At 52.1% G+C, this 18,448-nt stretch carries 17 protein-coding genes; 3 read left to right on the forward strand and 14 right to left on the reverse strand.

All coding sequences use genetic code 11. The features are described 5' to 3' along the window. Positions 1 to 16: 16 nt before the first annotated feature. Complete coding sequence (locus N1249_RS10505; protein ID WP_259837547.1) at positions 17 to 1,978, forward strand: bifunctional diguanylate cyclase/phosphodiesterase; 1,962 nt, start codon at positions 17 to 19, stop codon at positions 1,976 to 1,978. Between the two features lie 16 nt (positions 1,979 to 1,994). Here the strand turns inward: N1249_RS10505 and N1249_RS10510 are convergent, their stop codons facing one another. From N1249_RS10510 to N1249_RS10560, 11 genes are read right to left on the reverse strand one after another with little or no spacing between them, the layout of a single operon-like run. Beyond that, entirely contained in the window at positions 1,995 to 3,410 is a 1,416-nt protein-coding gene (locus N1249_RS10510) for a DUF4832 domain-containing protein (protein ID WP_259837550.1), read from the reverse strand. A 6-nt stretch (positions 3,411 to 3,416) separates the two neighbouring features. After that, positions 3,417 to 3,830 (reverse strand): hypothetical protein, encoded by a 414-nt coding sequence (locus N1249_RS10515; RefSeq protein WP_259837552.1) that lies wholly within the window; start codon positions 3,828 to 3,830, stop codon positions 3,417 to 3,419. Between the two features lie 11 nt (positions 3,831 to 3,841). Next, complete coding sequence (locus N1249_RS10520; protein WP_259837554.1) at positions 3,842 to 4,942, reverse strand: glycosyltransferase family 4 protein; 1,101 nt, start codon at positions 4,940 to 4,942, stop codon at positions 3,842 to 3,844. Then, positions 4,939 to 6,153, reverse strand: a complete 1,215-nt coding sequence (locus tag N1249_RS10525) for a glycosyltransferase family 4 protein (RefSeq protein ID WP_259837557.1) — start codon at positions 6,151 to 6,153, stop codon at positions 4,939 to 4,941. Before N1249_RS10525 ends, N1249_RS10520 begins: the two co-directional genes overlap by 4 nt. Further along, on the reverse strand, positions 6,134 to 7,159 hold the full coding sequence (locus N1249_RS10530; RefSeq protein WP_259837558.1) for a glycosyltransferase: 1,026 nt from the start codon (positions 7,157 to 7,159) through the stop codon (positions 6,134 to 6,136). Before N1249_RS10530 ends, N1249_RS10525 begins: the two co-directional genes overlap by 20 nt. After that, the gene (locus tag N1249_RS10535) at positions 7,152 to 8,534 is read right to left on the reverse strand and encodes a capsular biosynthesis protein (RefSeq protein WP_259837559.1); all 1,383 of its coding nucleotides are present in this window, start codon (positions 8,532 to 8,534) and stop codon (positions 7,152 to 7,154) included. The genes N1249_RS10530 and N1249_RS10535 overlap by 8 nt, the downstream gene beginning before the upstream one ends. Beyond that, the gene (locus N1249_RS10540) at positions 8,525 to 9,742 is read right to left on the reverse strand and encodes a lipopolysaccharide biosynthesis protein (RefSeq protein WP_259837560.1); all 1,218 of its coding nucleotides are present in this window, start codon (positions 9,740 to 9,742) and stop codon (positions 8,525 to 8,527) included. The genes N1249_RS10535 and N1249_RS10540 overlap by 10 nt, the downstream gene beginning before the upstream one ends. Positions 9,743 to 9,747: 5 nt before the next feature. Further along, entirely contained in the window at positions 9,748 to 11,835 is a 2,088-nt protein-coding gene (locus N1249_RS10545) for an exopolysaccharide transport family protein (protein ID WP_259837568.1), read from the reverse strand. Position 11,836: 1 nt separating this feature from the next. After that, positions 11,837 to 12,391, reverse strand: a complete 555-nt coding sequence (locus tag N1249_RS10550) for a polysaccharide biosynthesis/export family protein (RefSeq protein WP_259837570.1) — start codon at positions 12,389 to 12,391, stop codon at positions 11,837 to 11,839. After that, positions 12,388 to 13,674, reverse strand: coding sequence for an outer membrane beta-barrel protein (locus N1249_RS10555; RefSeq protein WP_259837572.1), 1,287 nt, complete (start codon positions 13,672 to 13,674; stop codon positions 12,388 to 12,390). Before N1249_RS10555 ends, N1249_RS10550 begins: the two co-directional genes overlap by 4 nt. Next, positions 13,664 to 15,052 (reverse strand): undecaprenyl-phosphate glucose phosphotransferase, encoded by a 1,389-nt coding sequence (locus N1249_RS10560; RefSeq protein ID WP_259837574.1) that lies wholly within the window; start codon positions 15,050 to 15,052, stop codon positions 13,664 to 13,666. Before N1249_RS10560 ends, N1249_RS10555 begins: the two co-directional genes overlap by 11 nt. A gap of 251 nt (positions 15,053 to 15,303) precedes the next feature. On the opposite strand from N1249_RS10560, the gene N1249_RS10565 reads away from it, so the two are divergent. Next, positions 15,304 to 15,438 (forward strand): hypothetical protein, encoded by a 135-nt coding sequence (locus tag N1249_RS10565; RefSeq protein ID WP_259837576.1) that lies wholly within the window; start codon positions 15,304 to 15,306, stop codon positions 15,436 to 15,438. Here N1249_RS10565 and yajD read toward each other — a convergent pair. Then, on the reverse strand, positions 15,422 to 15,769 hold the full coding sequence (gene yajD, locus N1249_RS10570; RefSeq protein WP_014070216.1) for an HNH nuclease YajD: 348 nt from the start codon (positions 15,767 to 15,769) through the stop codon (positions 15,422 to 15,424). The genes N1249_RS10565 and yajD overlap by 17 nt on opposite strands. Positions 15,770 to 16,472: 703 nt before the next feature. Here yajD and N1249_RS10575 point away from each other — a divergent pair. Beyond that, a complete protein-coding gene (locus tag N1249_RS10575) occupies positions 16,473 to 17,012 on the forward strand; it encodes a DUF2058 domain-containing protein (protein ID WP_259837580.1) in 540 nt (179 codons plus the stop codon). Between the two features lie 7 nt (positions 17,013 to 17,019). Here the strand turns inward: N1249_RS10575 and N1249_RS10580 are convergent, their stop codons facing one another. Then, positions 17,020 to 17,706 (reverse strand): RluA family pseudouridine synthase, encoded by a 687-nt coding sequence (locus N1249_RS10580; protein WP_259837581.1) that lies wholly within the window; start codon positions 17,704 to 17,706, stop codon positions 17,020 to 17,022. Between the two features lie 90 nt (positions 17,707 to 17,796). Next, entirely contained in the window at positions 17,797 to 18,402 is a 606-nt protein-coding gene (gene azoR / locus N1249_RS10585) for an FMN-dependent NADH-azoreductase (RefSeq protein WP_259837583.1), read from the reverse strand. Positions 18,403 to 18,448 lie beyond the last annotated feature (46 nt).

Consider the following 18,448-nt stretch of genomic DNA (forward strand, 5'->3'; position numbering starts at 1 on the left):
AGTTCAGAGGAGCATCATGAACAGAATACTGGCTGGCATCATCTTTTCCCTTTTTATATCCACAGGGTATATTTCTTTCCTTGTGCATGAAAGGCAACAAGAGTTACAGAAGCTAAGTCGTTACACCGACTCATGGTCTGCTGCCCAGCTGGTGTCAGAATATTATCGCTTTGAATCATGGCTTGGTCTTTACACTTTTGTGGATACTATGGACCTCGATGAAGTACGCCTGCGTCTCGACATTATGCTCAGCCAGAGTGATTTAATGAAAGGCGGCGATTTAGGGCATTATATAGACAGCAATAAAGCCCATCATGAACTGGCTTTACAACTGCAAAGTACGCTTGAATATCTGGATGTTCATCTTGAGAAAATGAACCGTTCAGACATCAAAGAGTACCTGAAAGTCATGCATGAGCTTGATTCGCCGCTAAGCCGCCTCTCATCGGGTGCATTAGATAAAGATGTTAACTCGATTAATAATGCGAACCACAACATTCAAACGCTGTACTATATTTATTCAGCGACCTCAGTACTGCTAATAATACTCAGTGCGATATTAGGCGTGCTGATATTCTATCAAAACAGAAATATTCTGAAGGCGCATCTTCAGGTAAAAAGCCTGGCCGAAGAGCTGCAGAAATCGAAAGAAAAACTACAAATCCAGAACACCAAACTGGAGTATGACGTCTATCACGACTCTCTCACCGAGATGAATAACCGCCATTTCTTCTGGGAAAACTTAACTAAAACCATCGAAGTGGCGAAAAAAGATAATCAGTCTGTGGTCGTCATGTTGTTTGATTTAGATCGATTCAAAGAGGTCAACGATACGTACGGGCACGATGCTGGTGATATTTTATTACGCCAGATCTCCCACCGTCTGGAGTCGATGAGCCTTGCTTCAGATACGCTTTACCGCTTAGGTGGGGATGAGTTTGCGTTTCTTTCGAGTGGCCTGACAGAAAGCCAGGCGGTTTCCCGTGCGCAAAAAATCTGTGAATTTATCAACCAGCCGTACACGATTTATAACACCATTATTAATATCACCACCTGTGTGGGCATTGTTATTTCAGACACTGAACGCCGCTCTGACTTCCTGTATAAATTTGCCGATCTGGCGCTTTATGAAGCCAAAAATGAAGGTTCAGGCAAGATAAAAGTCTTCCGCCAGCGCATGTTAGACAAACTGCAAGAAAGCAGAACCCTCGAACATGATATGGCCACGGCAATCGTGAACAAAGAGTTCGTGGTTTACTATCAGCCTATTGTTGATTCATTCAGCCGGGAAATTTACAGCTATGAAGCCCTTATCCGCTGGATACATCCACTGAAGGGGATCCTGTCACCGGATAGCTTTATTCCGGTTGCAGAAAAAACAGGCATGATCAATGAGATGGGTAAATCGGTGCTCGAAATGGCCTGTCGGGAAGCCGCGACCTGGGCGGTTCCGGCGAAAATTTCAGTCAATGTCTCGCCTGTTCAGCTCAGCAGCAAAGCCTTTGCCGGCGTGGTGTTGTCCATCCTGAAAGACACTGGGCTTCCGAATGAACGTCTGGAGCTGGAAGTGACTGAGTCCTCTCTCTTTACGGAGAGCACAACGCCGATGAATACTCTCAGCAAGCTCAGATCCCTGGGCGTGAAAATATCTATCGATGATTTTGGTACGGGATACTCTTCACTTTCGCGACTGAGTCGAATTGCCTTTGATAAGATCAAGATAGACAAATCTTTTGTCCATACGCTTTCCACCCAGGAAGACGCCATTAACATCATCAAACTGATCACGGGTATGGCGAAGTCACTGAATATGAAGGCTATTGCCGAAGGTGTTGAAACGCAGGAACAGCTGGAGAGTCTTCAGGCGCTGGGCTGCGATTTCGCACAAGGATATCTGTTTGGTAAACCCCAACCTTATGTCGCAGGCGAGATACGCAACGGTTATCAGGAACAGGTAAACTACGAACGTTTATCCTGAGAATGTTTCTAAAGGCTTACCTGATAGCAAAAGTCGCCATCTGATACCAGCCATCGGTGGTTTTCCCTTTGTTGGCAAGCTGGACTCGCGGTGTGCCCTGGGCATTGGTGATTGCCGTTTGCAGTGAATAGTTGCCAGCGGGCAGGGTGGCAGGCAGCGCCAGCACCACGCGGCTTTGAATATCGCCCGGTAACCAGCGGCGAATATCATCCTGCGTTTTCTGCTTCAGAACAGTTGCACCTGCGGCATTAACCACCCGCCACTGCACCGGATAAGCAAGATAAGCCGGCGCAACGCCGTCATTACGCCAGTTAACGGTCAGCGTCAGCGGTTGCCCGGCCTGAAGCGGGGTGTCAAACGTCAACTTATTCACCCGGTAGCGATAGCCAATGCGCAGTAAGGCCTTATCAACAATGTCGCGATATTCCGTGGGGATCGGTCGCGATTTGATATTCAGCGTGCTGGCGTGCTGCTGCAACGCCCAGTCGACGGTCGCCTGGACCTCAGCACGGGTATAGTGCTGCACGGTTTGCCATTCGGTCATATAGCCGCAAATTTCAAGGCTAACCGGCGCTCGTTTCCAGCTGTCGTTAAAGCCCGGCTCGGCGGCCTGCGCGGCAGCCAGACGCTGCGGGTAGTCATCGCGCATATGGCTCCACTCGGTTGAGAAATTACGCCAGTCGCCCCAGCAGTCCGCGCGCCAGCCAGCACCCCGGCGGCTGGCCCATGCCAGCGAGTCACCCCCGCTAATGAGCATCACTTTCGGGGTTTTCGGGAAGCTATCAAAGTGCATATCGACATAACGATTGAGCTGTGCGGGGGTGTATTTATCCATTAATTTCGGCACGTCAGGAAAATTGGAGTTATGCCATTCCCCCCACGAACCGACCATGCCGATATCGATAAACGCCAGCTCCGGGTTTCCGTCGTAGCGTTTGCCCATGGTGCCGATCAGTTTCTGCGCGTAGGCGATGAAGGTGGGGTCGCTGAGATCCGGCACGAAGGTTTTACCGTTCTCAACCCACTGTCCTTTAATGCCTTTGGCAATCAGCCAGGTGGGGATTTTCGACCCGGTTTGCGGTTCATCAAGCGCCATAAAGCGCAGACCGACGTTCATCGCCGGCTGGTGTCTGGCGGCAACGGCGAAAGCGTTGTCGATGAGGGCGAAATTATAAACCCCTTCCTGTGGCTCCAGTTCGCTCCAGTAAAAACGCTCGTATTCAAAGCCGGTGTCGGGATACTGCGCAAGAGTAGGTTTTTGACCATATCCGTCATGAAAACTGGCAACGCCCATGCCAGGATTGGTCAACAGGCCGTCGAAGGCCAGAGGTGTAACTACCGTGGTGACAGCACCCGCAGGGCCTGACGTCAGCAAGCCCGCCAGCAGCAGGGCACGAAACAAAGGCGCTTTACGCAGAGACGACATCGGCATTTCATTTCACCTTGTCATTTTGTCATGAAGATCCATAAACCACGTCCAGATCCCGACGTGGAAATTGGTGAATACGTCGATGCCCAGTGCCGATTTCAGCATATAGAGTGCCAGCATAACCGACAGCAGGCAGAACAACACCCCGAGGGTAATGAAAAGTGTAGTGAAGATGCGCCCAACCAGAGTGCTTTCGCGCGATACCTTGCGCAGATCCCGGCCAAAGAGAAACACCACGAAATAGCGGCGGTGGAGGAACGGGAAGCTATGGCGAAAATCGAGCCGGTGGCGCGTCGCCAGATTGGTATGGATCAGCGCCTGCTCAATTCCGTGCTTCTGTTCCGGGGTTAATGAGGTTTCGACCTCCTGGTCAAGCGAGGCATAGAAGCGTTCGATGACCAGTTCTGCTGTAGATTTCGACACGTGTTACCTGTTTACGTTAGGCGCTGATAAACTTGAGCGGTTTGTGCGGCAATTTCCGGCCAGCGGTACCTGGGCAGAAACTGGCTGTAATCCGCTTTCTCTCCTCCGACCCACTGCTGAAGCTTCTGCGTCAGGGCCGGAACATTACCGACCGGGAAATAGTCCGCTTCCGGCAGGCCGATTTCGAGGTTGGCCGGGATGTCGCTGACAATGACCGGCAACGACCACGACATGGCCTCAAGCAGGGCGATCGGTAAGCCTTCATGGTAGGAGGGCAGGACGAATAATCCGGCCTGCGAGAACAACGTATGCAGCGTCGGGCCGCTGACAAAACCGGTCATAAAGATGTTCGGCGTGCTGAAAGCCTGTTTCTTTAGCCGTTCGCTGTACTCATCGGCGTGGTCGGCATCGCCAATCAGCACCAGTGGCGTCGCACAACCCGCTGCAGCATAGGCGGCTATCAGGTCGTGCAAGCCTTTCTCTTCCACAAAGCGTGCCACGGCAACAATATACTGACCCGGCTTAAGGGCGTGCCTTTCAAGGATCGTCGCCTGTTCTTCAGCGGATGGCAGCGCGGTCTGGCGGACGCCGTTATAGATAACATGGGCATTATGCCGGCCATGTTTGCGCTTAATCAGATTGTTGATGACTTCGGAAATGACGATCACTTCATTGGCGTAGGTTACCGCCCATTTCTCGCCCAGCCTCAGCATCCCTTTACTGACTTTTCCCCATTTCTGCCGGTCATAATCCGGGCCGTGATGAGTAAACACGACGCGTTTTCCCAGCAGGCGCAACAGCGGCACCACCAGTCCGGGGCCGATGGCGTGAACATGAACCACGCTGGACCCGTCAAATAAGGTGCTGAGCGCTGCCAGGGTTGAGTGCACGATGGCCTCGAACTTACGGCTTTTCGGCGCCCATAAGCTCTTGAGTTTAACACCTTTATATTCACTGCGGCGATAGTTCACGTACGGTGACCGGGCCAGCACGCAGATCTCGGCGTTGCCCAGACGATAGATTTCCGGGTACAGATTCTGGCAGTGGGTTTCGACGCCGCCCTGAACATCGGGAATGCCGCGGGTGCCCAGCACCGTCACGATGGTTTTCATGTTGTCACTCCCACAAGTTGCTGATAAAGCGCCTGTAGTACCTGCATATGACGGGCAAGATCGTATTTTTCTTCAAGGCGCTGACGAGCGCTGATCCCCATTTCACGCGCCCGTTGTGGGTCCGCTGCCAGTTGGTCCATCCGCTGCGCCAGCGCGTCGCTGTCGCCAGGCTCCACCAGATAACCATCCACGTTGTCACGGATCTGTTCAGGAATGCCGCCAATGTCGCCGCCGATAACCGGGCGGCCAAAGGCCATGGCTTCGAGCACTGACATGGAGCAGTTTTCGTAATATTCGGAAGGGACAATGACCGCGCGGGCCCCGCGGATCAGGTTGTTCAGCGCCTCGCCGTGTTTCATATACCCGAGGAATTCCGGGCCACTGAAACGGGCGCGCAGATCTTTACCGAGCGGGCCATCGCCGACGATTTTCAGCGGCATTTTCTGGGTCATTTTCTGCTGTGCCTGAGCAAGGGTAGAAACCCCTTTTTCCCGGCTCAGGCGGCCGATATAGAGGAAATAGTCGCCTGCCGTGTCGCCAGGTACGGTGGTGCTGGCGTCGATACCGTTAACGATAACGTCGATGCGGGTGTGGGGGAGCTTGCGCAGCAGCGTCTGGCGCATAAATTCGCTCGGCGCGATGATGCAATCGAGCATGGCGTAGTTTCTGGCGAACTTCTGCCAGTAGGCTTCCAGCGACAGCAGAAGGCTTTTAAAGGTATCGCCTTGCTGGCAGCGGTGGCGGAACGCGTTGATGACTGACCCGGTCAGGCACTTTTCGCAGACGTGGCCGTCGCGCAGCATGGTGTAGGAGGGGCAGACGATTTTGTAATCGTGCGCGGTCAGTACGGTTTTACAGCCAAAGCGCTTCGCCACGCCAATAACGGCGGGCGTTATCTGATGATAGATATTATGAAAATGCACAATATCCGGTCGCTCGCGCAGCAGCAACGTATTGAGCTTCGCACAGGCCTGTGAATTATAGATAAAATCCACCCCGGCCCTGACCCGGCTCATCAGACCGTGGCTGTCGTGATAATCGACATTCTGGACGAAAAATTCTTCCCACGGCGACGGTTTATTTTCCACGTGCTTCATGCTGAAGTCGACGACCTGGTAGCCAGATTGCAGCATGGCATCCCGCTCCTGGAAATAAACGGTTTCCGCGCCTCCTTTGATAAAGAAGAACTTGTTAACGAAGAGAATTTTCATTTTCAGTATCGATATGCTTTGGATTAAACACGGTCACCGCCGGGCGTTGCATCGGGTCACGGACTGCGCGAGCCATTCCGCGCAGCATCCCCGCTGAAAACATAAATAAGTTAATAACGCTCTGCACGCCGTCGCGAAGGGATTTGTTTTTGATTGTTTTCAGGGCGATAAACGCCAGCAGGGGCAGCAGCGCAATAGCGATAATCTTGACGTTAAAAGTCAGCAGGCAAACCAGCAAAATCAGCAGATACAGGGTGAAGACCAGCTCATTACGCACAATGCGCAACGCAGCCGGGAAATGGGCTTTGCCCCAGCAGCCGCGCAGCAGCTCACCTGGCGCACAGAGGAAACGGTTCTTCCAGCGATAGATCAGCATTTTGAAGGTCGGCATGGTGTAGGACGTGTGGCTAAAGTAGGGCACATCCAGGCGGTGCAGCTTGTAGCCAGCAGCTCCCAGACGGATGCCCAGCTCGGCCTCTTCATAGGCGTGCAGGTTCAGATTGGTCAGGTAGCCGACTTTTTCGATGGCCGAACGGCGATACAGCCCGCCGCCGCCTAAATGGTCAGTATCGCCGTGCGGATAGATCAGGTGCAGGCGCTGCTTGCGTGATTTGAACTCGTAGTTAGAGGCATCATCCATCTCGACGCTACCGGCTACCCCCGCATACTCAGGATGGGTTTCCAGAAATTCGACAGCGGTATCAAGAAAGCCGGGTTCAAGCTCCATATCGCCATCCAGCAGCAGCAGGTAATCGCCTTCGCTATACAGCCAGCCGAGCTGGTGGCCGATACCGCAACTGCGATCGCTGATGTTATCCAGGCACACCACCATAACGTCTTTACCTAACGCGAGCTCCCGCGTGTTATCCGTCGAGAGGCTGTCGGCCACGATGATTTGATGCGGATAGGGTTGCAGCTGTTTGCGGACGCTGTCGATCGTTTTTTCAATGCCCTGCGCTTCATTCAGGGTCTTAATGCTGACGGTAATAGAGGGTGTTTTATTCATGTTCGTTACCGGAGTTCAGGCGGATAGTGCGGTGGATGACAATAAGCGCCCCGAGGGCCACCCATAATAAAAACTGTAGCATGGGGACAATCATCAGGATCTGGCTGTAGGGCAGGCTGAGCAGGCAGCCGATGACAAAGACGTAGTACGCCGGTGCCGAGCTGAGCAGCTGGAGATCTTCACGATTAAGCTCCTGGCGGGAAAAGGTCTTTTTTGGCCGCATCGCCACGAGTACGGCACCAATCATGCCGATAAACAGAATGATGCCGATAATGCCCACTTCCCACAGCAACATGCTTAAGGCGGTGGAATCGAGGATCAGGTGATACCAGGCGCCAATATACCCCGGTGAAACCGTACTGCCGCTGTTCGTGGCGTTAAGACCGTAGCCGAACAGCATCCCGCCCGGGCCGAAAAGGTCGTTATGCTGGAGCCAGAAGAAGACGGTGGTGAAGCGCCCCAGTTCGCCGCTCGGCATGATGTAGTTGGCATCAAAAATATAACTCAGTGAATCAATAAACACGGAAAGCGCGCTGCGGGTAGGATCCCCGCCAAAGGCCGCCGAATAATTCGATGCCAGAACGGTAATGGCGATAAAAATTAACAGCGTCATCCCGACGGCGATAATCAGCAGCGAGCGCAGGCTGACGGCACTGACGCCACGCACATAGCCGGGCAGGATCCACAGCAGTGCCAGCAGGAAGGGCGACAGCAGGATAATGAATTTGACTTCGCCCACCACGCAAAGGAAGAAGCCCAGCGCAATGTGGATCACCAGCGATTTTAACGAGCAGATCCCGTGCTTATACTCCGATAGCTTCAGCAGCATGATCAGCAGACAGAACGATCCCATTGCTGCTGTGTTGCCGCCGCCCATCGGGTCGCCGCCAAAAGTGCCAACCACCGAGTCCCACTTCTCATCCTCACCACGAAGCGCCACGCGCTGAGGGACGACAAAAATCACCTGATAAATCGCAACCGGGATCTGCACGTAAAAGATCCAGTAGAACAGCTGAGTCAGCCTGTGCAGCTGCGACTCACGGACCATCCCGAGTAACATACAGAGCATCAGCAGCGACAGCGCCAGCTCGTTTTTAAAACCAACGATAGTGGTCACAATCCCCGATTGCAGCACGGTAGAGACAAGCCCGAGGAAAATAAACGTCAGGTACAGCGCCAGTATCAGCTTTTCGCGTCCGGTGAGCGTTAGCGGCTGCGGGCGGTTTTGCATCAGTAGCAGTACCGCCATGACCAGCACCATAAAGAAGGGCAGCCACAGGATAGCCGCCACGCCGGTGAAGTACTGGACCGTGCCGCAGAAAACCAGGGTTATCAGGGCATAGGCTTCAAGGTAGCGGCCGGTGTTTAGCTGCATATTTTCTGCTCCTGTATCCAGAGCGATTTCGCCCGCTGGTTCATTTTGATGAGAATGAACAGGTAGCGTACGCTGGTGAGTACCGAGAAGGTCAACAGCGCGATTTGATAGCCCACGCCGAATTTCGGCAGGGCGATAAAGGCGATGGCAATAATCAACATCTGCTCAATCTGGATCCGCAGGAAGTAGCGCCGGGAGCCGAAAATCAGCTCAATGACCGTCAGCGGGCTGACTGCCAGCGCAGCAAACAAATAGGGCAGCATATACCGCGACGTCGGGATCGAGTTCAGCCACTCCTGGCTAAAGCCCAGACGCATCACCAGCGGATAGAAAATCCAGATGCCGAGAATACACACCACCGAGGCCCCCATCAGCATCAGGCGCACCTTTTTATATTCCGGGTAGTTAAAGGTGTTGTTACGAAAATCCATCGACCATTTAGAGAAAATGGAGTTGCGCACCGCGTTGCCAATGATCATCACCGGCGATAAACAGAAACGGCTGACCACCGAGAAATACCCGGCGACCAGCGGCGAGAACCAGATGTTAATCAGCATGGTCGGCAGGTTGTTGCTGGCCATCGCCAGTACCTCGGCGCTGCCGACGCGGCTGATATGCTGCCAGTGTTCGCGTAAAAAGCGGGCGTTAGCGCTCAGTGAAAAGTGGCTCAGCGTCAGGCTGCGGAAGTCAAACAGGCGGATTATGCAGCCGCTAATCAGCAACAAAATACCGGCCATCCACGCCAGATAGAACAGCATCGGGTTTGGCATCACCAGCAGGGCAACAGCCACAACCAGCGACACGGCGATACGCTGGAAGGTCAGGAACGGGTAATTTCCGCCGCGCAGCGACAGGTTTTCGGCAACCAGTACCAGCGCATAGCCGAAAGTCAGCAAATAGAGAAAGGCAATATTCAGGTTGAAGATAAGCCCGGTGATCACCGCCCAGGGGACAGCCATCACCAGACTCTGTAACACACAAAACACCACGTTTTGCCCTAAGTGCTGATCCTCCTGGCGGGGGATCAGCAGCTGGGAGGCAAACATACAGACCTGCGCGCCGATCAGCACATTGCTGTAGATCATCGCGTAATGGCCGACCTCCGCCATCCCGTAACGATGCGAGATAAGCCAGACGGAAAAAGCACCGATCAGCTGTGAAAGCACTGACGAGCTGGCGATGGATGAAATGCTCCTGATGAGATTCATAATCGCTATTTCGGTGAAATAAGTTCGTGCATTTCACGATCGAGCAGACGTTTCCCTTCCTGCGTTTCCAGATTCTCTTCTTTCACCTGGTTGAGCAGGAGCGCGACCGGTGCATCACCGGCGCGTTTAAGACGAAGCTCCGCCTCGCGAACTCGCGACGCCTGCTCGCCGGCTTTCACCACCAGCAAGTTGATGTCGCTCTGTGGCGCCAGCAGCAGGCTATCCTGCGCCTGGCTCAGTGCTGGCGTATCGATAACCAGCGTATCGTACGTCTGGTGCAGCGTTGCCAGTAGGGCGGGTAAACGTTCGGACGTCAGCAGCAGCAGGGAAGAGTCGTTGAGCTCACCGCGCGCAAGGAAGTCCAGCTGGTCATCCAGTTTAACAATCGCCTGTTCAGCGGTGGCGGTGCCGTTCAGTAACTGGCTGAAGCCCTGTTTCTGCTGCGGATACTTCGCGGATAATCCCTTAGAGGCCAGATAATCGAGATCGATAAGCAGCGTTTTGCGTGACTTACTGGCGGAGCTGGCCAACAGTTCGGCGATAAGCGAGCTGCCGAACCGGGGCTGGACCGAGGTCACCAGAATGGTCGCTGGTTTATCCCGGCGATTAAGCAACGTCAGGCGCAGGCTGTGGATCATGTCGGCATACTGGACGTTGTGGAAAATCTGTTTCGCACTTTCCACATTCGGCAGCTGCGGGAATTCACCGCTGGCGTCGAGAGCCGCTTTCGCTTTCAGTTCGCTGAGGCTATTCACGGTTTTGTCCATCGCGGTACCGACGATCAGGTACATGATGTACAGCGCCAGCGCCATCAGGGTAATCATCACAATCAGCAGGCCGCGCTGCGGTTTTGACGGGCGATCCGGTGGAACAGCAGCGTCGTATATCACCTCATCCGGCGCCGAGAGATTCTCCGACAGCTTTTGCTCACTGGCGCGCTGATACAGCGACTTATACAGCTCTTCAGTTTTGTTCAGCGTGGTGGTCATGGTGTTGTACTGATCACGCTTAGCACCGAGGGCCTGGAAGTTGGCCTTTTGCTCATCGAGCATTTTCTGATAGTGCTGCTCGTCATCAAGCGCGATTTGATACTGCTGGCGCAGGCCGTTTGACAGCTCACCTAACACCTGACCGAGCTGGGCGTTTACCGCTTCCATTTGCGCCTGGGCCTGGAGATACTTCGGATGCTGCGGCCCATAGTGTTCCGCCGCATCGGAAAGCTCACGGCGCGTCTGGATCATGGCAATGCGCAGATCCTGAATCTGTGGATGACCCGATATTTCGGGCAGAGAGATAATCTGCTCAATCGGTTTGCCTTGCTGCTGGCGGACTTTGTCCCACTCGGTCTGTGCTTTCAGGCGGCGCTGGGTTGCATCGGCCAGGCGGTTTATCGCGATACCCATGCGTTCGGTTTCATAACCATCCACGCTGCGGAAGGTCAGCAACCCATTTTGCCTGAGGAAGATATCGATATCCGCCTTCTGCTGATCCATTTTGCTTTTCAGCTCGTCCATCATTTTTTCGTTCGAGCTTTGTGCCTGAAGCAGGGTGTTTTTCTTCTGCTGCAAACTGTAATCGATAAAAGCCTGGGCGACGCCGTTAGCGATATCCGCAGCTTTTTGCGCCGATTTGGCTTCCACCGAAACGGAAACCAGCTGGGTGGATCGCACGCCAGAAATAGTCAGTTTCTTTTGTAGCGCCCGCACCGCGTTATCAATACGCCCGGCTTCATCCTGTTTATCGCCGTCGTTAAATTCAGGATCCTCATACAGCTTTAATTTACGCACCGCGGCATCGAGCACTACGCGTGAACCCATCAATGCATATTTGGTTTCGTAGTAATCGTTGCGCGTGGAGTCGTAATTATCTACGCGTGGCAGGGGAGAGATATCCGATGACTGCGCTTTAAACAGCACGGTCGCCGTCGCCGTATAGCTCGAGGACATTAAGCGAGTCAACAAAAATGACGCTACGGCGGCGACGATCACCACCACCAGGCACCAGATAAGCTTGTGCTTAATTTTGTTGAAATAAGGCGTGAAGTCGATAAAGCCTTCTTTCTTTTTTCCGTTTTCTACCAATGAAATTGCCATATTAGAAGAAGCTCATGCCAATAATGATGGTATCTCCAGCCTGGATGGCGGAGTCTGCGGCGACGTTGTTCAGCAGCAGCCCGCTGCCAGACTGTCTAACTTGAATATCCTTACGGTCAGCGCGATCGGTAAAACCGCCCGCCAGCGCAATGGCTTTTTCCGCCGTTAAGCCTGGCTCCCAGGCGTAGCCATCCGGTTTTTTCACTTCACCCAACAGGTACACTTTGCGGTATTCGGCGACGCTTACCGTGACCATTGGCTTTTTCAGGTAGCTGCCGCGCAGCTTATCAGCAATCTCTTTACTGACTTGTTCAGGAGACTTGTCTTTAAGTTGCATCACGCCAATAAACGGGTAATCAATGTTGCCGCTGTTATCGATTTTTACCCGCATGGACATATCCTGCTCGCCGGAAACGTTAATATTGACTTCATCGCCATGGTCCAGCAGGTAAACGGTACTCGGCTGTGTCTTGATGGTCTGCTGCGGGGTTGAGCATCCCGCCAGCAGCAGCGCCAGCAGCGGAAGCATCGCCAGATTCCTGTTTAAAAAGGTCATATTTGTACCTGCGTCATAAAAATAATGGCCGAATCGTCATAGCCCAGGGTGCGGTCAACTGCATGTGTGTAGTCCGGGCCAATATAAAAAGTATCCGTATCTTTATTGGAGTGCATGGTGTTCCATTGCAGCTTCAGCTTAAAGTTAATGGATGGACGAAAATCATAGTTAAAGGTCAACGACACCAGGTTTGACGTATCTTTGCGCTTATCACTCTGGTGCTTATAGTCTTCGGTAATATAGGAATAATCGATCAAGGTTGAAAAACGATCCACCACCCAGTGATGTTCGTAGCCAATGCCTGTCGTCGATACCAGAATATATCCGCCAGAATCGGTTGGGTCTTTAATTCGCTGCGAGCTGTGCAGGTTAACGTTAACTTGCTCGAGCGGCGCCCAGTCAGCGGTAATATCCCAGTTCAGGCCGTTAAAGCCCTGCGAATTCGGGTTATGGATAAACTCTTTGTACAGCCAGGCAATGTTGGCGTTGATCTCCGTTTTCCCCGTCAGCCGATTTTTCATACCGAACAGCAGGTAATACTCATTGCTGTCTTTCAGCTCATTGAGCTCGTAACGCCGCTGGTTAGTAATAAAGCTATAGCGGTAGCGGAGCGTTTTTGCTTTCTGGTCGAACACGTCGGCCACCAGGCTGTCTTCATGCCACTCCTGATCGCGCATGTAGTAGCCGAAGTCATCACTGGCATCTTTGATGCCGTCAATATCGCGAAAACGCAGCTGCTTATGCTGGAGTGCGAGCTCTGCCTTACCGCGACCCTCTGGCGCACCGTAGCTGTAGCGTAACTCGCTGTTGAAAAAGCGGGTGCCGATCGGCTTGTCGATGCCAAACTCTTTAAACTGCGCGGGCAAAAAGCCTTCGGTGGTATCGCGCCCGCGCTCTTCATGACTCAGCGTCTCTTCCAGGTCAAGCGCCAGTCCATGCATGTCACCAAAGCGCCAGCTCCCGTTGAACATGAAATAATGGTTGTTGCGATTATCCGCGCTATCGTTGGCGTAGTAACGATAATCACCGGAATACATCAGCAAGTACCGATCGTCCTGGCGTTCGCCCATCGCTTTCACAACAGGTTTTATGTTCTGGTAGCTTGAGCCAATGGCATCCTGGCTATCGTGCTGCCAGGTCACGTTATCATCGTAACCAATGTCATAGCCCAACTGGCTCTCGAAATCGATGCCAGCGATACCGGTGTGCGGTTTTGCCTGGAGGTCGGCATGTGCGTAAGGCACAGAGAGAAGACCGGCCAGGATAGCGAACCTAGAACGCATTTTTCCCCACAAAGCCCCGTAAGAAGGTCAAAATTATGATTTTAAGATCGAGGAACAGCGACCACGACTGGATATAGTCCAGGTCGTACTGAATGCGCTTTGCCATTTTATCCAGCGTATCGGTTTCGCCACGAAAACCGTTGATTTGCGCCAGCCCGGTTATCCCCGGTTTTACCTTATGGCGAATCATGTAGTTTTCGACCAGTACGCGGTACTGCTCATTGTGCGCCACCGCGTGTGGTCGCGGGCCAACAATCGACATCCGCCCCTGAAGGACGTTAAAAAACTGTGGCAGCTCATCGAGTGAGGTTTTACGTAAAAATGCACCAAACCGGGTAATTCGCGGATCGTTGCGGGTCGCCTGCGTAACGACGGTGCTGTTCTCCATAACCCGCATGGTTCTGAATTTCCACACCTCGATTTGCTTACCGTTCAGGCCATAGCGGGTCTGTTTAAACAGAATCGGACCGGGGGAGGTGATTTTGATGCCAATAGCCACCAGGATCATGACCGGCAGGCTGATCAGGGTAAAGAAGAACCCCAGGATCATATCTTCGATGTACTTGATGATGGCGCCTTCGCCGTCAAACGGAGAGGTGAAAATACTGATGGTTTGCAGGTTGCCGAACATGCGCAGCTGGGAAATATGCGGGCTGTATGAGAACAGATCTGGCACCAGAAACACATCCACGGTCGTGTCCGAGAATTCGTTGAGAAACTGCTTGATGCGCTGGCGGGCGACCATGGGCAGCGCGATATAAATTTCGTCGATTTCGCCTGCTTTCGCTAAAGCCAGCAGATCGCTACGGGTGCCGTGACGTTCGATGCCGATAAGCGCGCTTTCGCGCTGGTTGTTGCGGTCTTCAAAATAGGTGATGGTGAAGCCACGCTGCGAATACTCTTTTTGTAGCGCGTTTTTAATGGCCAGACCTGCGGGTGTAATGCCGAGGATCGCGACGCGTAACGGCGAGTTAAAGAGATAATAAGAACTGATTACACGAACCAGGAATACAATTAAAAATATAAACACCGAACATTTCGCCAAACTCTCGGCCAGCAGGATAAAATTCTCCACGGGTTGCTTATTGATAAGTTTTTCGGCAATTGCGAAAAATAAAAACGAAACAATACTGCTCAGGGAGATGCTTAAAATGAGAGCCAGTGACTTAGTGAAATAACGACCTTTCAATTTTCCGCTGTAAAGATGAAAATATTCGTTAATACGAATAAATACCAATGAGAAGATGATGCCCAGCAGCGCGCTGGCCGTGGTAGGGTCAGTATAAAAATACTTTAAATAGGTAAACACCAGAATATTGACTGTAAAAAAATCCAGTAGTTTTATCAGCTTACTATAGCGTGAGTTATAAATTTTCATATTCTTATCTGTCTTTTTTTTACCCGTTTAATGGCGTTAATTAAACAATGATATGTTTTTTTCCAACCAACCCAAAAACGCGTGAGAAGCATTCACAGCTACAATAAAATTCTACTATTCATCACATTAGACCATGGTCAGAGGGATGTCGAGATAGCGCAAACAAAAAACATGCCGCCTTTAAACAATCGTTGTGGGGACTTTTTAATTATTTAAAAGGCGCAGTATGAAGGCAGTATTGAGGCGGGATAATGCGGGATCTCGTCCCGTTGAGCTGGCGCAAGAACGGGATGTGGCCACCGGAACGTCCGGCAGGGAGCTCTATTCTCCTCTCCCCGCAGGATGAGCTGACGAACGCAGCACGCGATATTATTTTTTCTTATTGAGCATCGCCTTTAAATCAGCGAAGGGATTATAGGTTGCCTCGCCGACATCTTTCTGCGCGTCTTCACCCGCCACAACGGTGGTTCCGTACTGGTCAGCTTCGGTGTACTTAGAGTGTTCGTGGTCGTGGCAAAACAGACACAACAGCTCCCAGTTACTGCCATCTTCAGGGTTGTTGGTATGGTCGTGATCGATGTGGTGCACCGTCAGTTCGCGCAGGTTTGAATAGACAAACTCCCGCGAACAACGCCCGCATACCCAGGGGTAGATTTTAAGCGCTTTTTCACGATAGCCGCTTTCCAGTCGCGCGTAGTTTTTGGGGATCAAAGCCATTGCCAATGTTACCTGCTAAAAAGAGTGGGCTTCACAATATATCCCAGAATGGAAAGAAGGAGAATAAGCGTGATGCCTGCCTGTGTGCGCCGTCTCTTTTGCTGATCGTCAGGCGTCAAAATCACTCCGCTTAAGTTATAACCTGTGGTTACGATTTTGACGATTGAACGCACCAGTTTTTTTCACTGGGATTAAGCGACAGGTGTCGTTGTTTGTGTGGCTAAGCGATCGCGGGAGGCGTCATTTATTTGGGTTATCTTTTTTTGCTGGCTTATTTAAACGTAAAAAAATATCACTCGAATTAACTTTTAACAATTCAACAATATATTATCATGGTGTTTAACAGAGTGTGCTAAGGCGTGAGGTCTGGTGTGTTTTTCGTCCCTCTTAAACTATTGTTGAAGCAGACTATGAATAACGGAATGAATAATAAGGCCGGTAAAGGAACGATAAGAGAGAAGCTGGATCAGCAATCTTATTTAAAAAACCAACAGGTTCTGGGAACATATTTAATGTGTCTGCTAAGCACTGCGGTGATATATGGTGTTTTGCTGATGATTTTTCATTTGCAGTGATCTTCTGAACCGGTTCTGCTGGCCGGTTTTTGGCCATGTGTACGTACGATCAACGCCTCCGGCGTGGCACACGCTTGCCGATCCCCTGTATAATCTCCCGAAATTCTCTAACCGGTTTAGAAACGAACATGACAAAACTCACCTTACAAGAGCAGATGCTGAAAGCAGGCTTAGTGACCAGCAAGAAAATGGCCAAAGTCCAGCGCACGGCAAAAAAATCACGCGTTCAGGCTCGCGAGGCGAGAGAAGCGGTAGAAGAGAACAAAAAAGCGCAGATCGAGCGCGATAAGCAGCTGAGCGAGCAGCAGAAACAGGCGGTGTTAGCGAAAGAGTTTAAAGCTCAGGTCAAGCAGCTGATTGAAATGAACCGGCTCACGGTTGCGAAGGGTACCATTACCTTTAACTTCACCGACGGCAATCTGATCAAAAAGATTGAGGTGGATAAGCAAACCCAGACGCAGCTGATTAATGGCCGCCTCGCCATTGCGCGCCTGGTGATCAACGCCAACGGCGACTGTGAATACGCGATTATCCCGGCGGTAGTGGCGGATAAAATTGCCCAGCGTGATGCGGACAGCATTGTGCTTAACAGTGCGTTGAGTCAGGAAGCGGAAGATGAAGACGATCCGTATGCAGATTTCAAAATCCCTGACGATTTGATGTGGTAAGCCGTATCTAAAACGGGCTGGCGTTACGCGCCTTTATCACTTCCCCGGTGACCGGATGAACAAAATCCAGTCCACTGGCGTGTAGCATCAGCCTCGCGGTACTTTCAGTACCCGGTAACGCAAGCCCCCCGTACAAATCACAGCCTAAAATCGGGTGCCCTGTCTGCTGGCAGTGAATGCGCAGCTGGTGGGTGCGCCCGGTTTCCGGGATAAGCTCGACCCGCGTTAATGGCAGTTCCGCACCCTGATAAAAACGCTCGATAACCCGATAGCGGGAGCGGGCCGGTTTGCCGGTGATGGCGCAAATCGACATCAGCGGAAACAGCGCAGCATCTTTGGCAATCGGCGCATCGATTACCCCTTCATCGTCTTCCATATGCCCGCAAAGCAGGGCGGTATACACCTTGCTGACAGCACGCTGGCTGAACTGGTGGCACAGGGCGGCGTTGATGGATTTATTGCGGGCGACCACCATTAATCCGGAAGTACCGAAATCCAGGCGATGCACCAGCGTGCAGCCAGGGAAAATTTTAACCAGCCGGTAATGGACGGAATCGAGGTTTTGCGGATTTTTACCGGAAAGGCTAAGCAAACCGGAAGGTTTATTGATAAGTAAGATGTACTCGTCCTGCCAGAGGATCTCTATCTCATTGAGACAAGGTGGGGCAATAAAATTATCGACAATGACAGACATCAGGCTACCCGGCTGGAGAGTGGGAGCGGATGATAGCGAAATATGGGGAAAAATAAAAACCCTCCCACCAGGCGGTGAGAGGGCTAAATCTTATGCTGCTACGAAGCCGTCGATAGCGGCTTTCGCGTCAGACTGTGCTTTGGTCGCCACTTCCGGACCGTAAGCGATACCTTCAGCGAACACGAAGTTCACGTCGGTGATACCGATGAAGCCCAGGAAAACGGTCAGGTATGGGGTCACCAGGTCAGTTGCGGTATCTTTATGGATACCACCACGGCTGGTCAGCACAACCGCACGTTTGCCTTTCACCAGACCTTCAGGGCCTTTTTCGGTGTAACGGAAGGTTACGCCAGCACGCGCCACCAGGTCGAAGTAGTTCTTCAGCTGGGTTGGGATGTTGAAGTTGTACATTGGGGCGTTGATCACGATAACGTCGTGAGCCTGCAGTTCAGCAATCAGCTCATCAGACAGCGCCAGCGCTTCCTGCTGACGTGGAGTCAGCTGAGCATCGCTCGGACGCAGTGCGCCAACCAGTTCGCCGTCCAGCACAGGGATCGGGTTAGCCGCCAGGTCACGCACGGTGATTTCATCAGCGGAATGCTGTTCACGCCACTGTTCAACGAAATAGTCGGACAGCTGACCAGACTGAGAGTACCCTGCCAGAATACTGGATTTCAAAACTAATACTTTGCTCATGGGTGATTCCTGTTGTGCATTTGATTGAAGGGGGTTGCCCCGTTGC

The sequence above is a fragment of the Enterobacter sp. CP102 genome (assembly GCF_025152625.1).
Classification (GTDB): Bacteria; Pseudomonadota; Gammaproteobacteria; order Enterobacterales; family Enterobacteriaceae; genus Enterobacter; species Enterobacter soli.